The following is a 22,400-nucleotide window of genomic DNA, read 5'->3' on the forward strand; positions in this document are numbered from 1 at the left end:
ACCCCTTACTTAGGCTCGGGTGTTGGGGTTGGCTCCCCAATATCTTCATATTTTCTTGTTAATAAATCGTAAATTTTCGCAGGGCTTTTACCATTTAAATGCATTTCTACCGCCTCCCGGGCGATATTGACACAAGTGTCTCAAGCTATACCATGCGAATCCCATTCTTCTACAGCATTTTCTGGCCCCATACCTTTAATGAAGCAATCAAGGTTACTTTTATGACCATCATTTACACATCCACAATAGCACGGAACTTGGGCTACCACTTCTGGATATGTTGCTGCCATAACATATGTTTCTTGGATTTTTTCAGATGTATTCAGAACAAAATCTGGTAATGGCGAATGTTTTTTATCAAGTTTCCAAGTTTCATCACTTAGTTTGGAACTACAGCCAGCTGCAACAATGGCAAACAAAATCCCAAGGAACAAGAGAGATGTAATTCGTTTCATTATCTGTTGCCCCCCTTCCCTATAGTATTAAATACTCTTTTAGTTTAACAAAAAGAAATTAGTCAAAAAGTAACTAAATCTTACTATTTCGTGAAGTTTTTTAAGTAGTTTAAGTTATTAACTTTTTCCTCATCGCTTATTCATTCTTTATCACATATTCATCATTTCATGGCTAGAAGTTGAACCGGTACCAAGTGATGGATCAATCATCCCAAATATCATTGCGATGTGTGCAACTACCAGAAAAATACTTACAAAGATAGCATGAATTTTCAGCTTTTCTTCCTCCGATTTATTTCTAAAAATAATTCCTAAATCAAGCAGTGCCATGCCAAGGAATGGGATAATTCCTAGTAAATAGAAAGTAACAGCAACAACGTCAATCCAACCTTTCCATTCTCCGTTAACAGTTAATGGAATGTATGCTGTTCTCATAAGGTAAATAAAGATTCCAGTAAAATAAAAACCTGCAAAGATACCTGTTACTTTATTCAATTTTTTTAGTGCACCATCTAATTTCCTTGTAAACAATATAGCTATTTCCGAGATCGCAAGGATTTCTGCACAAATGACTGGAACCGCCATAAAAATTAATAAATTCCAAGGTTGATTGTCTGCTAACAATCCCATATAATGCGTCATATTCATATTCATCTTCTCCTCTAGTTTTTTCTACACCCTTAATGTAGTGAAAAAGTGTGCAGAAACTTAGGAGAAACTATGGAGAAATTGTTAAAAAAAAGCCTTAATCCGACAAATATCGGACTAAGGCTTTATAACAATTATGCACGAGAAACGTATGAACCATCAGAAGTGTTAATAATTAATTTATCACCTTGATTGATAAAGAAAGGCACTTGAACATTAAGTCCGGTTTCAAGAGTAGCGTTTTTGGTACCGCCGGAAGATGTATCACCTTTAATCCCTGGCTCTGTTTCAGTTACTTCTAAAGTAACGTTGTTTGGTAATTCAACCCCTAGGGTCTCATAGTTAAACATCATAATGTGTACTTCCATGTTTTCTTTTAAGAACTTTAATTCATATTCAATGTTTGCTGCTGGTAATTCTACCTGCTCATAAGATTCCATATCCATAAACACGTGATTATCGCCGCTTGCATACAGATATTGCATTTTACGATTATCAATTTGTGCTTTCTCTACCTTTTCACCTGCACGAAACGTTTTTTCTTGAATAGCACCATTTCGCAGATTACGAAGTTTGGAACGAACAAACGCCGCACCCTTACCTGGCTTTACGTGTTGGAAATCCAAAACACGCCATAGGCCTCCATCGACTTCAATCGTTAATCCTGTTTTAAAATCATTTACAGATATCATGTTAAAATCCTCCTAAAATCGTTACAGTATGATTAGTTCTTTTGTAGAATGTGTAAGTGCTTCGTTATGGTCCTTTGTAATCAACGTGTCATCTTCAATTCGAACACCGCCGAGACCTGGGATATAAATGCCAGGTTCACATGTTACCACCATTCCAGGTTCTAAAACGACATCTGATTTCAGCGACAATCCCGGACCCTCATGGATCTCAAGTCCAATCCCATGTCCAGTTGAATGGCCAAAGTATTCACCATAACCTTTTTCTGTTATGTAATCTCGTGTGATTGCATCTGCTTCCTTACCGGTCAATCCTGGTTTGATTCCCGCCATCCCACGTAATTGGGCTTCAAGAACAATTTCATAAATCTCTTTAAGCTTGGCATCCGGCTCGCCAACTGCCACGGTTCTTGTAATATCAGATACATAACCATTGTAATAACATCCATAATCCATTGTTACAATATCTCCAGCCTCAATAACTTTGTCACTTGCCACACCATGAGGAAGTGCAGAGCGATGACCTGAAGCAACAATCGTATCAAATGAAGAAGATGTAGCACCAACTCTTCTCATAAAAAACTCTAACTCATTCGATACTTCTAATTCCGTCTTTCCTGGACTAATAAAGTCTAAGATGTGTTTAAATGCAGCATCAGCAATATCAGCTGCCACCTTTAATATCTTAAGCTCTGAATCCGTCTTTATCAAGCGTAACTTTTCAATTACTCCAGAAATCGGAACAAGTTCAGCTTCAATTTCCTTATCATATAATTTAAAAGAGGAATAGGTTAGAAAATCTTCTTCAAATCCAAGTTTTTGAATGCCAAGTTTCTTTGCTTGTACCGCTACCTCCTCAGGGATAGATCCTGTAGTCTTAATAATTTCGAATCCCTGACATTGTTTAGTTGCTTGTTCAATATAGCGGAAATCTGTTAGAAACTGCGCTTTATCTGCACTGATTAACACAACACCGGCTGTGCCAGTAAAGTTAGATATATAGCGTCGATTAAATGGGCTTGTAATCAGAATCCCATCAATTCCCTTTGTTGAAAAATTCGATCTTAATTTTTCTATTTTATCCATGACTCTCCACTCTCCTTTTCAAATCAAATGAGGACAAAAATATTTTATCACAACCTACCAAATCCGACTAATCGAAACTTAGGCTGACTCCTCTTTCTCTTGAACTTTATTATTTTGATACTCATAATTTATGGAATATCCAATAAAAATTCCATATACGATATATATACAAATGGAAGTAATGATTGTATCTCGGTTTAAATCAAAGAATGGTTTTATTCCAGGAAACAGTGGATTGAGAATAAAGAATACCACTGCAAACAAGACCAGACCGTACCCAAGACCAAACCAAAAACCTTTAAACTTCTTCAAGGCAGCATAGTAAATAAACGCGGCTACCACTGAACAAATTCCAATTAAAATGATGGAAATGATTGTACCAAGCCATTCATGCTTCCAATCGCCTAGAGCCCAAGGCTCCAGGATGACAGTGGGGCGAATTTCTGTAAAACTTAAATAGGAAGCTAACCAGCCAATTGTTCCCCAGAACAAGCCTCCAAATAACCCTGTCCAAAAGACCATTACCGGAAAGGACATGGGTTTAGGATAATTACCTATTTTTTGCTCATTTGACATTATAACAACCTCCATTAACTTTCTGCTTCTTCGCTGCCTTATTTGCCGTCATTCTTGTGATACTGCCCCTAAAAAAACAGGGTCAACAAAGGCCATAATAAATTCCATTTTTTATTATGTCCTTAGGTATACAATCCCTTGCATAAAAAAAAACTTTTTAATTGGAAATATTATGTCATTCCTAGAGGTTTTTTCATTTTTCTAGTAGAATAGAATTAAGTACATACAGATTTTTTCTACTTCTGCTGTTGTGCAACTTTTGATTAGGTTGGTGTTATGTATATGTCTAGTTCTCAAAAACCTGTTTATGGCGGCCAAGCGGTTGTCGAAGGTGTAATGTTTGGTGGAAAACATCATTATGTAACTGCGGTTCGCAGGAAGGATCAATCTGTAGAATATTTTCATTTGCCGCGTAAAGCAAATCCTTATTTTACAATGTTAAAAAAAATCCCTTTTCTTCGTGGGATTATTGCCATTATAGAGTCTAGTGCAAATGGATCTAAACATTTAAACTTCTCAACGGAAAGATTTGATGTTGACCCAAAAGAAGATGAAATGATAAAAGAAAAAGAAGTCTCAAAATTAACCATGTATCTTGGTGTAGCAGCAATCGGTGTCATCTCATTTTTATTTGGTAAATTCGCTTTTACATTAATTCCGGTGTTCCTTGCCGTTTTAACAAAACCAATTTTCCCTTCAGATTTTGCTCAAGTGCTAGTGGAAGGCTTTTTTAAACTGATCTTACTAATATCCTATATTTATTTTGTCTCCCTTACACCATTGATAAAAAGAGTGTTTCAATATCACGGTGCTGAACATAAAGTAATTAATACGTTCGAAGCAGGGGCAGAGTTAACTGTTGAAAATGTGCAGGCTCATTCTCGACTCCATTACCGCTGTGGCAGTAGTTTCATCTTATTTACTGTAATTGTAGGTGTGTTTGTTTACATGTTTGTACCGACTACTCCGCTTTGGTTAAGGGTTGTCGACCGACTCCTTTTAATCCCGGTTGTTCTAGGAATCGCTTTTGAAATCCTTCAAGTGACTAACAAACTCAGAGATGTTCCTGTCTTAAAATATCTTGGGTTACCTGGTCTTTGGCTTCAATTAATAACAACGAAGGAACCACAAGATGACCAAGTGGAAGTAGCGATTCTTTCTTTTAACCGGTTATTAAAAATGGAGAAGGAAACTGAGTTCTCCATAGAAAGTGAAGAAATTGTCTAAATCTTTGTTTGATCGTGTTTAAAAGATTATAAAAATGCTTAAGATGCTCTTAGGGAGGTGGCTTTCTTGAAAAATCGGACATTTGTTAATGTGGTTATTGGGGGACTTATCATTCTAGCATTACTTGGTGTTATTGGTACATTTACAGCTAATCCAGCCGGTTTTATTCAAAGTATAGCTGTCATGGCACTGGTTGTTTTAGTCGTTTATTTCCTAGTTCGAAAGTTTACCGGCTCAAGCCCTCAGAAAAAAGAGCAGCGGGCATTTCTAAAAGCAGCAAAAAAATCAAAAAAACGATTACAACAAAAGAGTGGGGAAGGAACTGTTAAGACCTCCTCTCTCGGGACGTTGGCATCATTAAAGAAAAGCAACAAGACAAAAAAGAAATCACCTGCACATTTGACCGTAATCGACGGCAAAAAGGGGAAAAAGAAAAATCGAGCGTCTCTATAAGCGCTCGATTTTTTTTATTTTTATGCATAGGCATAAGACAATTCTAAATCAATATCCCCATGTTTTCAAAAATTGTTTCGCTTTTTCTTTTCCTAAATTAAATAATTCGCGTTTCTTTTCCTCTGTTAAAGAAAATTCAGTAGATAAAACACCCTCCGTAGGGATAAAGATTATATTCTTTACGTGTTTTTTGGAAATATATCTGGAATCGTGGGCATCTTTCATTGTTTCAAATAAAGCAGCAAATAATTGTACCGCATTTTTAATCTTATGTTTTTCATGCTCATACTCACTAGAGTTTAATTTAATTCCAAGCACTGGTCTTACTTTTTGTACATTTTCCTTATCAAAGAGCCACATTGGAAAGTTGCTCAGAACCCCTCCGTCAACTAATACATTCATTCCGTCCATTGATCGCATTTTTACTGGCTCAAAGAAGTAAGGGATACTGCAGCTGATTCTTATCGCTTTAGCAATGGGGAATGAGGCTGGTGAAATGCCATATTTCTGTAAGTCATCGGGTAAAACAATCATTTGCCCATTTGAAAGGTCTGAAGCGATGACCCTAAGTGCCTGAGGGGGCAAATCTGAGAATGTTTTTAACCCTTTTGCCTCAAGTTTTTCACAAAGCCATTTTTCCAGCTCGTTTCCTTTATAAAGTCCTAGCTTCCAATAGACAAACAGCCATTTTGCAAATGGGAAGGGAATTAGTGTTTTGCGGGCATCCAGTAGTTTTGAAAGGTCTAACTCGTCAACTAATTGGAAAATTTCTTTACTTGTATAACCGGCAGCAATTAATGCGGCAACGATTGACCCTGCACTTGTTCCTGCCAACCTGGCAAATCTCATTCCCTTTTCTTCTATTTCATCGCAGGCCCCAATTAGTGCAAACCCCTTAATACCTCCTCCAGAAAACACGCCGTCTATATACATGGCAGCCACTCCTAAAGATGAAGTTATTTTTACATCTTTAAGCAGTTGCATTAATAAATAGTACGGTAGACAAGTAAAAAATTTATAAATAAAAAAGAACATTGTTTTTGCACAATGTTCTTGGTTTATTATCGATATTGAAACCGCTTAACTTTGTATTAAAATCTTTTTGCTCCAATAAATCTTGGCTTCCAATAACTATTATTTGTAGAAGCAATGGAAACTCCCTTTGAAGATGAAGATTGAATCATTTGACCGCCACCTATGTAAATCGCCACATGACTTGGTTTGCTTGCCTTATTTTGGGCAAAGAACATTAAGTCTCCAACCTTTAAAGATTTAACACGGTATCCTTTTTTGTAGAACATTTCAGCTGCCGTTCTTGGCAATACTTTGCCAGCCTTACCATAAGAATATTTAACCAAACCTGAGCAGTCAAATCCTCTTGGTGATAACCCGCCCCATCGATATGGAACTCCGAGATTTGCTTTTGCAACTTTGATTGCTTTTGTATGATAAGAGGCTGCTTCCGCTTTATCACCCATAGTGGTAAACAATGAACTAAGAATAATTGTCATAGCTATGGCTGCAATGATTTTTTTCAACATCTTGTTTAATCCCCCTGTGTGCTTCGATATCATTAATATACAAAAATAGAGTAACACCGAAGTAACAGGTAGATTACAGTTATATTACAAATTTCGACTTTATTCTAAAAATTCAAGTAGTTAAATTCATTTATTTTGTAGTATTTTAAAATATTTATCAGTTTTATCGACATTTATCACGCAAAAAATGGGGGAAATTCTTCCCCCATTAATTACTTACAAACTTATAATCCACATTTTAATTGGGCTCCACAGTTGGTACACGTATTGCAGCCGCCCATTTCTTTTACTTTACCGGTACGGCACACCGGGCATGTGTTTCCTACTTCAGATCCAATTGTAACACTTGTTGAACGAAGTTCGCTGATTGTATCAACAAGGACCACATGCTGTTTTGGTTTTTCATTAAAAATGGATAATTGTTCATTGGTGTTTTCTTCTGCTTTCAGTGTTAATACCTGTGAATCACGTGAGCCATCAACATAAACAGTTCCACCTTTTGCTCCGCCGCGGTATAAACGCTGGTATACTTTTTCAACCTGTTCAACGCTATACCCTTTGGGTGCATTGACTGTTTTACTGATGGAGCTGTCGATCCAGCGCTGGATGACACATTGAACATCCGCATGTGCTTCTGTCGTTAGTTCCATCGCTGTAACAAACCAGTGTGGAAGATTGTTTTCATCTGCTTCAGGGTGCTTATCTAGGTATTCTTTCACGATATCCGCTTTTACCTCAATAAATTTACCAAGACGTCCGCTGCGGAAGTAAGAGAATGAGAAATAAGGCTCTAATCCGGTTGAAACTCCAACCATTGTTCCAGTGGATCCCGTTGGAGCAACAGTTAATAAATGAGAGTTTCTAATTCCACTGTCTAAAATAGATTGGCGGATATCATCAGGCATTTTCTTCATATATCCAGTTTCGATGAATGCTTGACGTAATCGATTGGTTTCAGTTTGTGTATCACCAGTTAAGAATGGAAAACTTCCTTTCTCTTTTGCCAATTCTATCGAAGTTCTGTATGCAGTAGTTGCAATTACTTCAAAAACTTGATCGACTAGTTCGTTTCCTTCAGGCGAGCCGTACTTAGTTTCACAATAAATCAGCATGTCATGTAAGCCCATTACTCCAAGCCCTACACGTCGTTCACCAAGTGCCTGCTTTTTGTTTTCTTCAAGGAAGTATGGTGTTGCGTTGATGACATTATCCTGCATCCGTACTCCTACGGCTACTGTTTTCTTAAGTTTTTCAAAATCAACAGTTTTTGTTTCTTTATCAGCCATTTCCGCCAAGTTGACTGCTGCAAGGTTACAGACAGAAAATGGTGCAAGTGGTTGTTCCCCACATGGGTTTGTTGCAACGACTTGTTGGCCATATGCTTTTGCATTGGTCATGTCATTTGCGTTGTCGATAAAAAATATTCCAGGTTCTGCTGAGTAGGTCGCGCAAATATTGATTAGGTTCCATAGTTCTTTCGCTTTGAACCTTTTGTAGACCCGTACCTTATGTCCAAGTTTTTCCCACTCGCGAACGTCACCTACTTTATGCCATTCTTCATTGTAAATTTTCATTTCTTCTTGATCATACTGTTCAACATATGGGAAGCGCAGTTCATATTCACTATCGTTTTCAACAGCTTCCATAAATTCCTTTGTTAAACACACAGAAATATTTGCCCCAGTAAGGAACTCAGAATTGTGTACTGTGTAGTTACCACCGGTTAATAATTTCTCTTCTGCATCAGCAATGATGTTTTCATCAAATCCACCGAAGCCTTGAATGTTTTTATAATTTACAATTCCTTGATACATTGCAGTTTCTCTTAGAGTTAGAGGAGTAAACTTTAACTTATCTTTAGCAAGTTTTTTAATCGTTTCATCATTTGTATTTTCAATTAAGAATCGTAGGATTCTAGGATTTTGCATCTTAGAAATAATAAATTCAATAATGTCTGGATGCCAGTCAGCTAGCATGATCATTTGAGCTCCGCGTCTAGAACCGCCCTGCTCAACCAAATGTGTCAATTTCGCAATATCATCCAACCATGAAACCGAACCAGATGATTTACCATTTACGCCTCTTGCTAGTGTATTACGCGGTCTCAATGTTGAACCATTTGTACCAACTCCGCCGCCGCGGCTCATAATCTCCATTACCTGTTTACGATGGTCAGAGATCCCTTCACGTGAGTCTGGGACGAAAGGCATAACATAGCAATTGAAGTACGTAACATCGGTATCTGCCCCAGCACCGTAAAGGACTCGCCCAGCAGGAATGAAGTTCATGTTAACAAGTTCTTGATAAAACCGTTCTGTCCATTCTCTTCGCTTCTCTACCGTTTCTTCTACAGAAGCAAGCCCCGTAGCATTACGCTTCGCAATTTGCTCATAGAAGAGCTCTAACGGCTTTTCAATCACATCTAATGACCTGACAATCACACCTGTGCTAGCTTCTTCAGGATCATCGAGTACTCCTCTAAATTCCTCTTCGACTAGAACTTTTGCTTTTTTCTTTTCCCAGTCGATTTCCTGGATATATCCAAGGCCGCGTGCTGGAAATTTCGGATCCTCTTTAATAGTTAAAACAACGAAGTCGTCGTTAGTAAGGGTAATTTTTGCAGTGTCTTTAAAGGTATAGCGGTCCAACATTACCAAACGAGAAACACCTTTGTGAGTTATTTTCATATCTGGGGTAACTGGATGCACCTGGGGGAATAAGCGGATATCCTCATTCAACCTATCAAAATCAATATTCATTGTTTGTCTAAAAACTACAGACATGAGAACAACTCCTTCATGTAAATATCTACCTATTGTGCTAAATCTAGCAGTATTACGCTATATCTAGTTGGTTTGTATTTTAAGGTTATCATAGCCGCCCAGAATAAATCAACTAAATATCAATATATAGTACCGAAAATATTTTCGACACCACTACATATTGTATACGGAACGAACAACAACTATTTTGTCAAACTCAAGAAATAATATATTTAATAGAAATCAAAAGCTTTTCGTCGATTTTCGTCAGAAATCAGGAAAATTTAACAAATTTCGCAGGTTGCTTCTTTTAGAAAACAAAAAAGCGACGCAATCGTCGCGATTTATCTTTTATAATTCCATTCATCATTCTCATAGCGCTCTTTAGCAATTTTATCAACGTACGCAAGTTCTTCCTCAGTTAATTGATAAGGTTCAAGATCAATATTTAGTCCTTCCGCAAAACCCTTATAAAAAGCTTCCTTTGCTTCCACAAGAGAAATTCTCCTTGGACTAATCGCGTTGATAGCAACCGCTTTGTCCTTAAAGGCTTTTCTCATTCGTTCCTTGACTCTTTCACTAGGATATTTAAATAAACTAAATAATTTATCCTCATCTAAATCCAACAATATGGAACCGTGCTGAAGGATGACTCCTTTTTGTCTCGTTTGTGCACTGCCGGCTACTTTTCTGCCTTCGACCACAAGTTCATACCAACTCGGGGCATCAAAGCATACAGCTGAGCGAGGGTTTTTCAAGGCATCCCTTTCTTCCGCTGTTTTTGGGACTGCAAAATATGCCTCAAGTCCTAAATGGTGAAATCCTTTTAAAATACCTTCAGAAATCACACGATAGGCTTCTGTCACTGAATTTGGCATTTCTGGATGGTCCTCAGAAACGATTACACTGTAGGTAAGCTCGTGCTCATGTAGCACTCCACGCCCGCCTGTAGGTCTCCTGACAAAACCTAGTTGGTGTGCTTTAACTGCTTCCATATCAATTTCTTTTTCCACTTTTTGGAAATATCCTACTGACAGGGTTGCCGGGTTCCAGCCATAGAATCGAATCACTGGAGGAATTTTCCCCTCACTATGCCAATCGAGCAGCGCCTCATCTAAAGCCATATTAAAAGATGGTGAACTATTTCCGGTATCAATAAAACGCCAAACTTCTTTTTTCATTATAAATACCTCATTTTTTTATATTATTTCGAAATTAAGTCTACCAAAATCTGATATAGATTCAAAATAAGATGTTTCTGCTATAATTAATTTAGGCAGTTTTGAAAAGATTTTTTAGCATTCATCTTTATCTTTATGAGATTGGCTTATATAATAAACTAGTGCAGGAAAGCTTGAAAGGAGCAAAAAGAAATTGAGTTCACTTTATCCCTTATTAATTATCATTGCAGCAGTTATCATCTATTCCGTTTTCACCTATTTCTATCAGAAAAGGATTGTTAAAACGGTAACAGAAGAAGAATTCCGTGCGGGATACAGAAAGGCACAACTAATAGATGTTCGTGAAGCAAACGAATTCGAAGGCGGCCATATTTTAGGATCACGTAATATCCCAATGTCACAAATGAAAATGCGCATGAAAGAAATTCGACCAGATATGCCGGTATACTTATACTGCCAAAGCGGGATGCGCAGTGCCCGTGCAGCACAATTCTTACATCGAAAAGGCTACCGAGACCTAACCCAACTTCAAGGCGGGTTCAAAAAATGGTCTGGTAAAGTAAAAACGAAGAAATAAGCAAAAAGCATTAGGTTTCGGAACCCATTCCGAAGCCTTTTTTGTTTTGAAAAAACAAAAGGCCAGATTCCATTTTCGAATCTGACCTTTCTATCCCATTAAGCCTGTTGATATTTTAAGACTGGCTTACGAGCAGCTTTTGTTTCATCCATGCGGCCGACCACAGTTGTATGTGGTGCTTCTTGAACAATTTCTGGATTTTCTTCTGCCTCTTTAGCTATTTGAATCATAATATCGATAAACGAATCCAATGTCTCTTTTGATTCCGTTTCTGTCGGTTCAATCATGATACATTCTTCAACATTCAACGGGAAGTAGATGGTTGGCGGATGGTAGCCAAAATCAAGCAGACGTTTCGCGATGTCTAACGTACGGACACCTAATTTCTTCTGACGTCTACCACTTAGGACAAATTCATGCTTACAATGACGATCAAACGGTAGATCATAATATTCAGCAAGCCTTCTCATCATGTAGTTCGCGTTCAATACAGCATACTCTGTTACTGCTTTTAAGCCATCTGGACCCATCGAACGGATATAAGTGTAAGCACGAACATTAATGCCGAAGTTTCCGTAATACGGCTTCACACGGCCAATAGACAGTGGACGATCATAATCAAGAACAAACTCTTCGCCTTGTTTTGTGATAATTGGTTTTGGCAGGAACGGAATCAAATCTGCTTTGACACCGACTGGTCCAGAACCAGGACCGCCGCCACCGTGTGGGCCAGTGAACGTTTTATGAAGGTTTAAGTGAACAACATCAAATCCCATATCTCCTGGTCTTGCTTTTGAAAGAACCGCATTTAAGTTAGCTCCATCATAATAAAGCTTTCCACCTGCTTCATGAACAATTTCAGCTAATTCAAGAATGTTTTCTTCAAATAAACCAAGCGTATTTGGATTGGTTAGCATTAGTGCTGCAGTATCTTCTCCAACCACTCTTCTTAAATCTTCAAGATCAACTAGACCATGTTCATTTGATTTAACGGTAATGGTTTCTAGACCTGCAATTGTTGCTGATGCTGGATTCGTCCCGTGTGCGGAATCAGGAACAATAACTTTTGTACGTTTCATATCACCGTTCGCTTCATGGTAAGCACGGATCATCATTAACCCCGTCCATTCCCCATGCGCTCCAGCTGCTGGCTGGAGGGTTACTTCATCCATCCCGGTAATTTCAATTAAATGCTCCTGCAAATCATATAAAAGTTCAAGAGCACCTTGTACAGAACTTTCATCTTGCAGCGGATGGACATGTGCAAAGCCGTTAAAGCGGGCTACATTTTCATTGATTTTCGGATTATATTTCATTGTACAAGAGCCAAGTGGATAAAATCCTGAATCGACACCATGATTTCTTCTTGAAAGTGCCGTGTAGTGGCGCATGATATCAAGTTCCGAAACCTCAGGAAGTTCTGGCTCTTCAGTGCGAATATAACCATCAGGAAGAAGCCCATTGAGATCTAGTTCTGGTACATCCATTTCTGGCAGACTATAGCCGATGCGGCCTGGTGTGCTAAGTTCAAAAATGAGTGCCTGGTCTTGATTATGCATGGAAATCCCCCAATTCTTTCACTAGAGTATCAATTTCTTCCTTCGAGCGTTGTTCAGTTACAGCAATCAGCATATGGTTAACAAGTTCTGGATAATCACGACCCAAATCATAGCCGCCAATAATTCCTTTTTGTAAAAGCTGTTGATTAATTTCCTTGACAGGTTTATTTAATTTTACAACGAATTCGTTAAATGAATGACCGTCATAAATCACTTTAAAGCCGGCTTCTTTAAATGCATTTTTTGCATAATGCGCTTTTTGCAAGTTGGCGGCTGCCATCTCACGTACACCTTTTTTACCTAGAGCTGTCATTGCAACAGATGCTGCAAGGGCATTTAATGCTTGGTTTGAACAAATATTTGATGTCGCCTTATCACGACGGATATGCTGTTCACGAGCTTGCAAGGTTAAAACAAACCCACGGCGGCCTTGGTCATCTGTTGTCTGTCCAACAAGACGTCCAGGAACTTTTCTCATTAACTTAGTAGTAACTGCGAAATAGCCGCAGTGAGGTCCGCCAAATGCTGTTGGAATACCAAACGGCTGGGCATCACCAATCACTATGTCGGCACCAAATTTGCCTGGTGGCGTTAACACCCCAAGGGATAATGGATTGCTTGAAACTACAAACATAGACTTGTTGGCGTGGATAATTTCTTCAAGCTCTTTTAAAGGCTCGATTCGGCCAAAAAAGTTTGGATATTGGACAATAACGGCTGCAACATCCTCATTTACAAGCCCTTTTAATTTATCTAGATCCGTAACTCCATCTTTTACAGGTACTTCGACCACATTAAGGTACTGTCCCTTTGCATAGGTTTTAAGGACATCGCGTGCTTCAGGATGTACAGCACTAGAGACTACGATTGTTTTTCTTTTTGTATGGCCAGCACTAAGCATCGCTGCTTCAGCAAGTGCGGTTCCGCCATCGTACATGGAGGAATTGGCCACATCCATGCCAGTTAATTCACAAATCATTGTTTGAAATTCAAAGATTGCTTGAAGTTCACCTTGAGATATTTCTGGTTGATATGGTGTATAAGCTGTATAAAATTCTGATCTAGAAATAACATGGTCGACAATAACAGGCATGTAATGGTCATATACACCTGCACCTATAAAAGAAACATTTCTTTTTAGGTCAGCGTTCCGGCTAGCCATCTTAAACAGTTCTTTCATTAAGTCTGTTTCAGACTTAGCTGCTTTGATATTGTATTCACCCTTAAATCTTACTTTTTCAGGGATATCGCTAAACAGTTCATCAATAGAGGAAACACCAATTGCCTCGAGCATAGCCTTCTTATCTTGTTCAGTCATAGGTAAATAGCGATGTTTCATAAACATAACTCCCTTCTGTTATCTCTTTTCTCTTTTATAAAAAGGTGTTGGAACGACAGTAGCCTTTAAGCGTTTGCCGCGAATCTCCACTTCAACAACGGATTCAAGGCCTGTAAATTCCGAATTAATTAGAGCAAGACCAATATTTTTCTTTAAAGTTGGTGATTGAGTGCCTGTTGTAACCTCACCAATTAAATTGTCACCACTATAAACAGGGTATCCATGGCGAGGAATCCCACGATCAATCATTTCAATTCCTACCAATTTTCTAGTTAAACCCTGTTCTTTTTGTTGGATTAACGCTTCTTTCCCGATGAAATCAGCTTCCTTTGATAATTTCACAGCGAAGCCAATCCCTGCTTCTAGTGGTGAAATTTCTGAAGAAAGTTCTTGGCCATAAAGTGCTAATACTGCTTCAAAACGCAGTGTATCGCGGGCACCTAACCCAACAGGAATTACTCCGTCTTCCTTACCTGCAGCTAAGATATCTCTCCAAAGGTCAATTACATCCTCTGCATCACAATATACTTCAAAGCCATCTTCACCGGTATAACCCGTTCTTGAAACTAAAGCTTTTTTTCCATTTAAGATTACTTCTTGCTGGAATTTGAAAAAGCCAATCCCGCTCAAATCTGTATTCCCAGCAAGCTTTTGCAATACTTTTTCTGCAAGTGGTCCCTGAAGGGCGAGTTGTGCTGTTTTATCTGATAAGTTTTCTAAGCTGACATCGCCAGATAGATGATCTTCAAGCCACTTATAATCTTTTTCAATATTTGATGCGTTAACTACTAGAAGGTAATGATTGTCCTCAATTTTATACACAAGGAGGTCATCGACAGTACCGCCATTTTCATAACACATGGCAGTGTACTGGGCACCTCCATTTTTAATTTTTGAGATGTCATTCGTCATCATTTTTTGTAAAAAATCCAAGCTATTAGTGCCTTTTACTTCCACTTCACCCATATGGGAAACATCAAATAATCCTGCACGTGTGCGAACAGCTTCATGCTCATCTTTAATGCTAGAAAATTGGACTGGCAGCTCCCAACCTCCGAAATCAATGGTTTTTCCTCCCCATTCTTTATACACATCAAAAAGCGGAGTTCGTTTTAATTCAGACATTCTTAATCCCCCTTCAATCTTTGGCACATATTATTCTTAGGATAACCATAAAAAAGGACAGAAACCTCCCATGTAACGTAAGAAGGTCTCTGTCCTTGCACCTGAAAGTTTACCTTTAAAGGCTTTCCCCTTTGGTGGCTGAAAAGTCTAATCAGCACTCTCCAGAGCTGCGTCAAACAAGAGTTCTTTTGCCTGAGAGATTCACATTTCTGCTTGCTCCTTCGGCGCTACATAGGTAGTCTCTCCCCTTGTTATCATTCGCATTATAATATTATCCAAATTGGTCATACTAATTATACTTATAAAATAAATTACTTTATTAAAATATTTAAAACATTCAAGACTATTATCATCCTACCATTAAAATTATACATTGGGCAATAACTTTATTAGAAAAGAATATAGCTGGAAATTGTAAAAAAGGAGTTGACACCATGTCGATCGAAATTGAATTTGATTCCTCTTGGAAGGATGATTTTTTACATAGAATCGATAACGATGGTCCATGGGGGAATTGGGACCTTTTTAAACTTGCAATTGGAGTAGAGAAACATCTCGTTGTTCCTGATTTCAACGGTTTATTGGCACCAAGTCATTTATCTAATTTAACCCCGCTTCCACACCAACTCGAAACAGCGAAACAAGTGATTGAAAATATGAACGGAAAAGCTATACTTGCTGATGAAGTTGGGCTTGGAAAAACGATTGAGGCTGGATTAATTCTAAAAGAATATATGATACGCGGATTGGTGAAAAAGGTATTAATTCTAGTCCCCGCTTCCTTAGTTACACAATGGTCTATCGAGCTAAATAGCAAATTTTTCATTCCTGCCATATCACAAAGAAAAAGCTATGTGTGGGAACAGTGTGATGTCGTTGTATCGTCGATTGATACGGCTAAACGCAATCCGCATCGAGACATCATCAACCAACAGGACTATGATCTCATCATCATTGATGAAGCACATAAACTAAAAAATAACAAAACAAAGAATTACGAATTTGTTCAAAATCTGAAAAAGAAATTTTGTTTATTATTGACGGCAACACCGATTCAGAATCGAGTCGAGGAAATTTTTAATCTGGTTTCTTTATTAAAACCAGGACATTTAGGGAGCGAAACTGCATTCTATGAAAAATACAAGCGTGATGCACGATCCTTAAATGATGATGAGCATTTAAAAGAATTAGTAAACAAGGTCATGATTCGGAACCGGCGGGCGGATACAGGAATCGAATGGACAAAACGGCATGTCGAAACGATTCCAATTGAATGCAGCCCAGAGGAGAAAGATCTCTACGAGTCAATTACTAACTTAAAAAGCGAAGGGAATTGGGTCCAAACTAGTTCCTTCTCAGTCATGACATTACAGCGCGAGGCATGCAGCAGCAGAGAGGCCGTTTTTTATACATTAAAGAATATGCTCCAAAAAAAGGAAGATCCTACACCAGCTTTCGAAGAACAAATTCAGTATTTAATGAAAAAGGTCGAAGCCGTTCAGAAAAATTCCAAAGCGGAAAAAGCATTAGAGTTAATTCAAAAGGTAAATGATAAGGTGATTATTTTCACCGAATATCGGGCCACCCAAATGTACTTACAATGGTATTTAAAACAGCACGGAATAACATCTGTCCCATTTCGCGGCGGGTTTAAGCGCGGAAAAAAGGACTGGATGAGGGAATTATTTCAAAAGCATGCTCAAGTTCTGATTGCGACAGAAGCGGGCGGCGAAGGAATCAATCTTCAATTTTGCAACCATATTATTAATTTTGATTTGCCCTGGAATCCAATGAGGCTCGAACAGCGGATTGGTCGTATTCATCGTCTCGGTCAGGAAAAAGATGTCATGATTTATAACTTTGCAATTAAAAACACCGTCGAGGAGCATATTTTAAAGCTACTTTACGAAAAGATCCATTTATTTGAAAAAGTAATCGGCGAACTTGACGATATTTTAACAAAGTTGGAATTTGGCAATATCGAAGAACATTTAATAGATATATTCGGACAATCCTCTTCTGAAGGGGAAATGCGTATAAAAATGGAAAATTTATCATCAATGATTGAATTTGCTCAAGAGATTAGAAAAGCGGAAGCGCCTTGACCAGGGGCGACAGGCATAAGACGAGCCAACTTGAAGGTTGCTTTTTAACCTTCAGGACGGATTGGCTTATGACCCCGAGCCCCTAGGCGCTGGAGCTAGACATGAAGAAAGGAGATTCCCATGCAGCAGCAGGAAATTCATAACTTTCTATTGAACTATTTTCAGGCCAATGATTGTGAAATTGTGGAGAATGGCCCTGGATATTTAATTGTTCAGTTAACAGTGGAACTTGACAAGGAATTAATGAACCGGCCATTTTACTGGCACTATTTAGAAAAAACAGGCGGAATTCCAAATCCAATGAGGCTAACCTTTATCACGAATCAGGATGCCGCTCCTGAAAACATGAAGGGTGAAATCATTCATTTTGGTTCTCCTCGTCTACATCAAATTTTTGCTTCGACAAAGAAACTAGCCTGCTATATGCGGCTTTACGAGAATCATCGCCACCAGAACAGGCAGACGCCTTTGCTGCCGTGGCTTTGTATGAATGTTAAAATCTCCTACCAATGTGACCGAAAACGTGATATTTTCAAGTCAATTGGCTTACAGCTCATAAACGGAACAATGGTCGAAGATTTCCATGACAAGCTTCTACAAATACCGTTAACACCAAAAATACCAGATTATTCCTTTACCCTATCACCATTAGTGAGGCCGCAGAGTGGGATGTCAAGGATAGAAACATACCTAACTTCCGTAATTGAGAAAGATGATCACACCTGGGCAGAGGATGCAAGAAAACGCTGGGAGCAGGACTTACGACTCTTAAACCATTTTTATGAAGATGTCGAAGAAGAAAACGAAAACTATGAAACGGAAAAACTCGCCTTAAAAGAACAATACGAACCAAAAATATCCATCTCCTTCATAAACGGAGGCCTTTTCTATCTAACCGACAAAGCTATATAAAGCTAAGGGTGTCTAGTACCATTTGAATACTTCACATGGTGCCTGACACCTTAAAATTACTTTGCCGAAAAAATAAAAAATATTTTTGAAAATAAAGAAGGATAAGCAGGAACGCTGTCGAATATTATCAAATGAAAAATAATAAAGGCGGTGGTACCTATTGTTAGCTCGATAGAAATCTTAGCAAATCGAATTATTGCAGATGCGGCACGGAACCAGGCAACAGACATTCACATTATACCAAGGAAGAATGACACACTCATTCAAATACGATTAACCAACAAACTCATTCCCCGACTATCCCTTCCAAAAGATGAATGCGACAGATTAATTTCACATTTTAAATTCACAGCCAATATGGATATCGGCGAAAGAAGACGGCCTCAAAGTGGAGCATTTTTCTGTGAGGTTGACGGACAATTAATGGGCTTAAGACTATCCACACTTCCTTCGAATAACAGAGAGAGCCTCGTCATCCGGCTCCTGCCACAGCAAGAACAAATCCCTTTTCACCAACTCTCACTATTCCCGTCAATGACACGAAAACTACTCGCCCTTCTCAAACATGCTCATGGACTAATCATTTTCACCGGGCCCACTGGCAGCGGCAAAACAACTACCCTTTATTCCCTTTTAAATGAAACAGCCCACCTATTTCACCGAAATGTCATCACACTCGAAGATCCCATTGAAAAAAACTATGACTCCGTCCTGCAAATACAAGTCAATGAAAAAGCAGGCGTAACATATGCAGCTGGTCTAAAGGCTATTCTTCGTCATGACCCTGACATTATTATGGTCGGTGAAATTCGCGATGCTGAGACGGCGAAAATTGCGGTAAGAGCTGCCTTAACAGGCCATCTCGTCCTCTCCACGATGCATACTCGCGATGCGAAGGGAGCTGTTTATCGCCTGCGAGAGTTTGGTGTGAATTGGTTAGAAGTTGAACAAACGCTGATTGCCATAACAGCACAAAGATTGGTTGAACTCTCCTGCCCTTTTTGTGAAGGGGACTGCACTCCTAGTTGCTATTCCTATGGCCGATGGAAACGTGCAAGTGTGTTTGAACTATTATCAGGAAGAAATTTACACGGTGTAATGAAGACTGCCCAAGGCGATAAAATAAATTCCCGTTACCGCACCTTAAAAGATGTAATAAACAAAGGGATTGCCCTTGGTTATATTCAAGAATCTGAATACGAGCGATTGGTGTATGATGATGAATCGTCATAAATGGAAAGTGAACGAACAGGCGAATTTCTTGAGAAGAATTGGTGAACTTTTGGCAAGAGGATATCCAATTGCACTTGCAATTGAGTCCATAGCATTACAATTACCCTCAAAACGAAAGGAGGAACTTAATGATTGTTTAGAAGAATTGAAAAAAGGTCAACCATTTCATGTTGCCTTAAACAATCTGGGCTTCCAAAAAGACTTAGTCGGTTATGTCTATTTTGCCGAACAACATGGCTGCTTTGCGGATGCTCTGCTGGAGGGAAGTGAACTTGCATTACTTAAGGATAAAGATTTACACAAGCTTCTAAAACTGCTTCAGTATCCTGCAGTGCTTATCATCATTACAGGCTTTCTATTTATTTTCGTAGAAAATACATTACTGCCAAGGTTCACAAGTCTTTTTTCGTCCCTTGGTCTAGAAGCAAATTTTTTCATGAATGTCATTTACACTTTTGATCGTTATTTTCCGATTGTGATCAGCATCTTGCTTTTTATCCTACTTTTGGGAGCAATTTATTACTTGCTTATATTTCGAAAGCTCTCCATCCTAAAACAAAGGGTCCATCTAGTTCGCATTCCTATTGTTGGCAGAATCCTCAAATTATTGTTTACTCACTACTTTTCTATTCAACTAAGCTTCTTACTTTCGGGTGGGTTATCTGTTTCCGAAGCACTACTACTCTTTGAACAGAATCTCAGACATCCTTTTTACAGTCACTTAGCTACCGCAATTAAAAGCAAACTTATTACCGGAGAAAGATTGGAGTCAATTTTGGCAACGATGTTATTCTTCGAAAAAGAATTTCCGATGATTGTAAAACATGGACAAGAAAATGGAAAGTTGGAGCAGGAGCTGCTATTTTTCAGCAGGCACTGTATTACAATCATGGAAGAAATGATTCAAAAACGATTATCAACCATTCAGCCTATTCTTTATATTATTATTGGATTCCTTGTGGTATCGATGTATTTAGCTATTCTTTTACCCATGTTTCACCTACTTGATGGTATTTAAAAAAATGGAGGTTGTTAGAATGATGAAAAATGAAAAGGGTTTTACATTAATAGAAATGATGATTGTTATGCTGGTAATCTCAGTGCTGTTAATTATTACAATCCCAAACGTTGCCAAACATAATTCAAATATCAACAAGAAAGGTTGTGAGGCCTACGTTAAAATGGTCCAAGCTCAAGTTCAAGCATATGAAATGGATAAGAACAAAGTCCCTACAATTGAAGAACTAAAAGCAGAAGGATATTTAAAGCCAGATGCTACGGGTTGTCCTAATGGTAATACAGTTGCAATAGATGCTGAAGGTAATGTAACCTCAATTGCAAAAGTAACTAATCCCTAATGAAAAACGATCAAAACGGCTTCACTTTAATTGAGTCCTTGTTAGTTCTCTCCATCTTCATGATTATCTCCTCAATTACAGTTTTCTCCTTAAAACCACAGCGCTCAGTCCTGGAGGATGAGGCCTTTTTAACCCAATTTAAAGCAGACCTATATTATTCACAACAATATGCTATATCTCATCAACATGAAGTATCCGTTGTTATTCTTCCATCGCAGTATAAGTATTACATGCTATTGAGACCCGAACTGCCGCCAATCGTTATTCGAAATTACTCAAAAAATATTATTCTTGCTACAAGTACTCTACCCTTATATTTCAAATTCCTAAACGATGGAAATGTGAACCAGTTTGGTACTTTACTCATCCAAACCAATAATAATACCTATCAAATGACCGTGTTAATTGGAAAGGGACGGTTTTATGTTAAGTAGTTCTAAAGGCTATTTTCTGCTTGAGCTTCTACTTTCCTTATCAGCCTTGTTTTTACTTAGTTTGTTTTTACTGCCATTATTGACCGAACTAAGAGAACAATCCCGACAATTGGAATTAGAATATAAGGCCCGACAGTTGATGTACGAAGAATTACAAGCGAATTTAGTCAGTAATTGGGGAACATCATTTTCCACTACTATTCAAAACGGAATTGAATATCAAATCATTTGGAAAGAAAGTGAGTTGGCGGGACAAAAGGAGGTGTGTGTGAGAGTTGAAAAAAATTCGTTCCTTCCGGAAGTCGAAGTCTGTGGGCTGCTTGAATGAAGATGCCTTTACACTCATTGAAGTGCTTATTTCTTTTTCTATTTTCACAACAATTATTTTTTTTATGACACCATTATTCCAAATAATTCTTAATAATAAGGATACGGAGGCAGCTTTACAGACAATGGAGTGGGATGTATTTTCGAGCCAAATAAAAAAGGAGATCCGGCTTTCCAGCCGTGCAGAGGTCATCTCGAATCGGTTAATTCTAACAAAAGAAGCAGAAACCATTCAGTATGAAAAGTACGGAACGAACCTTAGGCGCCGTGTGAATTCAACTGGTCACGAAATACTCCTACAAAATGTTTCACAGTATTCGTTCACACTCATAAATAATGCTGTTAAAATCGATGTAACTGACCTATGGGGAAGAAAATATTCAGTTACTGCATTCTCAATGGGAAATTGGCTGAATATCCCATGATAAATAATGAGAAAGGCTTTACCTACCCACTTACCTTATGCCTTCTAATCATTTTTTTATTATTTCTTTCGGGCCGAATTGAAGTATTGTTATCCGAAAGAAAAATGGCACACGAAACGAATACAATCATGCTCGAGGAGTATTATTTCCTCTCGTCAGTAAAAAAAGTTGAAGCAATATATCAAAAGACTGGCAACCTGCCTGCCAAAGGCACGATTACGTTTGTAAAGGGAACCATGGATTACCAAACTGAAACACCCATTGGGTATATTCAAAAGGTCAATTTCACATTGCACCTCAATATTGATGGTATAACAGCTAACGGCAGGGGATATTTTGATTCACGAACCAAACGATTATCCAAATGGCTTGAATTGAAATAATTAAA

Annotated in this window: 24 protein-coding genes and 1 riboswitch; of the genes, 12 read left to right on the forward strand and 12 right to left on the reverse strand. The window is 38.3% G+C overall.

The features are described 5' to 3' along the window. Positions 1-5 precede the first annotated feature (5 nt). The 5 genes from FS608_RS02265 to FS608_RS02285 all read right to left on the reverse strand — a co-directional run bounded on the left by FS608_RS02265 (position 6) and on the right by FS608_RS02285 (position 3,454). The gene (locus tag FS608_RS02265; RefSeq protein WP_313958688.1) at positions 6-455 is read right to left on the reverse strand and encodes a PCYCGC motif-containing (lipo)protein; all 450 of its coding nucleotides are present in this window, start codon (positions 453-455) and stop codon (positions 6-8) included. 150 nt (positions 456-605) lie between these two features. Beyond that, positions 606-1,103, reverse strand: coding sequence for a DUF6803 family protein (locus FS608_RS02270; protein WP_144547652.1), 498 nt, complete (start codon positions 1,101-1,103; stop codon positions 606-608). Between the two features lie 134 nt (positions 1,104-1,237). After that, positions 1,238-1,795, reverse strand: coding sequence for an elongation factor P (gene efp, locus FS608_RS02275; protein WP_144547653.1), 558 nt, complete (start codon positions 1,793-1,795; stop codon positions 1,238-1,240). A gap of 21 nt (positions 1,796-1,816) precedes the next feature. Next, a complete protein-coding gene (locus FS608_RS02280; RefSeq protein ID WP_144547654.1) occupies positions 1,817-2,878 on the reverse strand; it encodes a M24 family metallopeptidase in 1,062 nt (353 codons plus the stop codon). Between the two features lie 78 nt (positions 2,879-2,956). Next, on the reverse strand, positions 2,957-3,454 hold the full coding sequence (locus FS608_RS02285; RefSeq protein WP_144547655.1) for a YqhR family membrane protein: 498 nt from the start codon (positions 3,452-3,454) through the stop codon (positions 2,957-2,959). 282 nt (positions 3,455-3,736) lie between these two features. Between FS608_RS02285 and FS608_RS02290 the strand changes: the two genes are divergently transcribed. Further along, entirely contained in the window at positions 3,737-4,681 is a 945-nt protein-coding gene (locus tag FS608_RS02290; protein ID WP_144547656.1) for a DUF1385 domain-containing protein, read from the forward strand. A gap of 57 nt (positions 4,682-4,738) precedes the next feature. Then, positions 4,739-5,134: an SA1362 family protein gene (locus FS608_RS02295; RefSeq protein WP_306460572.1), complete on the forward strand. Its 396-nt coding sequence runs from the start codon at positions 4,739-4,741 to the stop codon at positions 5,132-5,134. A 48-nt stretch (positions 5,135-5,182) separates the two neighbouring features. Here FS608_RS02295 and FS608_RS02300 read toward each other — a convergent pair whose 3' ends face one another. From FS608_RS02300 to FS608_RS02315, 4 genes are all read right to left on the reverse strand, one after another. Continuing rightward, positions 5,183-6,067, reverse strand: coding sequence for a patatin-like phospholipase family protein (locus FS608_RS02300; RefSeq protein ID WP_144547963.1), 885 nt, complete (start codon positions 6,065-6,067; stop codon positions 5,183-5,185). A 158-nt stretch (positions 6,068-6,225) separates the two neighbouring features. After that, positions 6,226-6,675 (reverse strand): C40 family peptidase, encoded by a 450-nt coding sequence (locus FS608_RS02305; RefSeq protein ID WP_144547657.1) that lies wholly within the window; start codon positions 6,673-6,675, stop codon positions 6,226-6,228. A gap of 224 nt (positions 6,676-6,899) precedes the next feature. Then, the gene (locus FS608_RS02310; protein ID WP_144547658.1) at positions 6,900-9,458 is read right to left on the reverse strand and encodes a vitamin B12-dependent ribonucleotide reductase; all 2,559 of its coding nucleotides are present in this window, start codon (positions 9,456-9,458) and stop codon (positions 6,900-6,902) included. Positions 9,459-9,781: 323 nt separating this feature from the next. Next, a complete protein-coding gene (locus FS608_RS02315) occupies positions 9,782-10,618 on the reverse strand; it encodes a lipoate--protein ligase family protein (protein ID WP_144547659.1) in 837 nt (278 codons plus the stop codon). A gap of 193 nt (positions 10,619-10,811) precedes the next feature. Between FS608_RS02315 and FS608_RS02320 the strand changes: the two genes are divergently transcribed. Further along, the gene (locus FS608_RS02320) at positions 10,812-11,195 is read left to right on the forward strand and encodes a rhodanese-like domain-containing protein (protein WP_098571143.1); all 384 of its coding nucleotides are present in this window, start codon (positions 10,812-10,814) and stop codon (positions 11,193-11,195) included. A 98-nt stretch (positions 11,196-11,293) separates the two neighbouring features. Here the strand turns inward: FS608_RS02320 and gcvPB are convergent, their stop codons facing one another. Genes gcvPB through gcvT form a run of 3 tightly spaced genes read right to left on the reverse strand, consistent with a single transcriptional unit; the run spans position 11,294 to position 15,218 of the window. Continuing rightward, positions 11,294-12,754: an aminomethyl-transferring glycine dehydrogenase subunit GcvPB gene (gene gcvPB / locus FS608_RS02325; protein WP_144547660.1), complete on the reverse strand. Its 1,461-nt coding sequence runs from the start codon at positions 12,752-12,754 to the stop codon at positions 11,294-11,296. Further along, positions 12,747-14,093, reverse strand: a complete 1,347-nt coding sequence (gene gcvPA, locus FS608_RS02330; protein ID WP_144547661.1) for an aminomethyl-transferring glycine dehydrogenase subunit GcvPA — start codon at positions 14,091-14,093, stop codon at positions 12,747-12,749. The genes gcvPB and gcvPA overlap by 8 nt, the downstream gene beginning before the upstream one ends. Positions 14,094-14,111: 18 nt before the next feature. Further along, positions 14,112-15,218 carry a glycine cleavage system aminomethyltransferase GcvT gene (gene gcvT, locus FS608_RS02335; protein WP_144547662.1) on the reverse strand — a complete coding sequence of 369 codons (1,107 nt, stop codon included), beginning with the start codon at positions 15,216-15,218 and terminating at the stop codon, positions 14,112-14,114. 170 nt (positions 15,219-15,388) lie between these two features. Next, positions 15,389-15,476, reverse strand: a riboswitch (glycine riboswitch). A gap of 176 nt (positions 15,477-15,652) precedes the next feature. On the opposite strand from gcvT, the gene FS608_RS02340 reads away from it, so the two are divergent. The 9 genes from FS608_RS02340 (at position 15,653) to comGG (ending at position 22,395) form a co-directional block, all read left to right on the forward strand. Further along, on the forward strand, positions 15,653-17,323 hold the full coding sequence (locus FS608_RS02340; RefSeq protein ID WP_144547663.1) for a DEAD/DEAH box helicase: 1,671 nt from the start codon (positions 15,653-15,655) through the stop codon (positions 17,321-17,323). 120 nt (positions 17,324-17,443) lie between these two features. Next, the gene (locus FS608_RS02345) at positions 17,444-18,235 is read left to right on the forward strand and encodes a YqhG family protein (protein ID WP_144547664.1); all 792 of its coding nucleotides are present in this window, start codon (positions 17,444-17,446) and stop codon (positions 18,233-18,235) included. Positions 18,236-18,385: 150 nt separating this feature from the next. Then, positions 18,386-19,468, forward strand: coding sequence for a competence type IV pilus ATPase ComGA (comGA, locus tag FS608_RS02350; RefSeq protein ID WP_144547665.1), 1,083 nt, complete (start codon positions 18,386-18,388; stop codon positions 19,466-19,468). Then, positions 19,455-20,486: a competence type IV pilus assembly protein ComGB gene (gene comGB, locus FS608_RS02355; RefSeq protein WP_144547666.1), complete on the forward strand. Its 1,032-nt coding sequence runs from the start codon at positions 19,455-19,457 to the stop codon at positions 20,484-20,486. The genes comGA and comGB overlap by 14 nt, the downstream gene beginning before the upstream one ends. A 22-nt stretch (positions 20,487-20,508) precedes the next feature. After that, the gene (gene comGC / locus FS608_RS02360) at positions 20,509-20,826 is read left to right on the forward strand and encodes a competence type IV pilus major pilin ComGC (RefSeq protein ID WP_144547964.1); all 318 of its coding nucleotides are present in this window, start codon (positions 20,509-20,511) and stop codon (positions 20,824-20,826) included. Continuing rightward, positions 20,826-21,260, forward strand: a complete 435-nt coding sequence (gene comGD / locus FS608_RS02365; protein ID WP_144547667.1) for a competence type IV pilus minor pilin ComGD — start codon at positions 20,826-20,828, stop codon at positions 21,258-21,260. The genes comGC and comGD overlap by 1 nt, the downstream gene beginning before the upstream one ends. Continuing rightward, positions 21,250-21,588 carry a hypothetical protein gene (locus tag FS608_RS02370; RefSeq protein WP_144547668.1) on the forward strand — a complete coding sequence of 113 codons (339 nt, stop codon included), beginning with the start codon at positions 21,250-21,252 and terminating at the stop codon, positions 21,586-21,588. Before comGD ends, FS608_RS02370 begins: the two co-directional genes overlap by 11 nt. Continuing rightward, complete coding sequence (comGF, locus tag FS608_RS02375) at positions 21,536-22,012, forward strand: competence type IV pilus minor pilin ComGF (protein WP_260871559.1); 477 nt, start codon at positions 21,536-21,538, stop codon at positions 22,010-22,012. Before FS608_RS02370 ends, comGF begins: the two co-directional genes overlap by 53 nt. Then, positions 22,009-22,395 carry a competence type IV pilus minor pilin ComGG gene (gene comGG / locus FS608_RS02380; RefSeq protein ID WP_186328573.1) on the forward strand — a complete coding sequence of 129 codons (387 nt, stop codon included), beginning with the start codon at positions 22,009-22,011 and terminating at the stop codon, positions 22,393-22,395. Before comGF ends, comGG begins: the two co-directional genes overlap by 4 nt. The last annotated feature ends 5 nt before the right edge of the window (positions 22,396-22,400 follow it).

It is taken from the genome of Bacillus sp. X1(2014) (assembly GCF_007678255.1).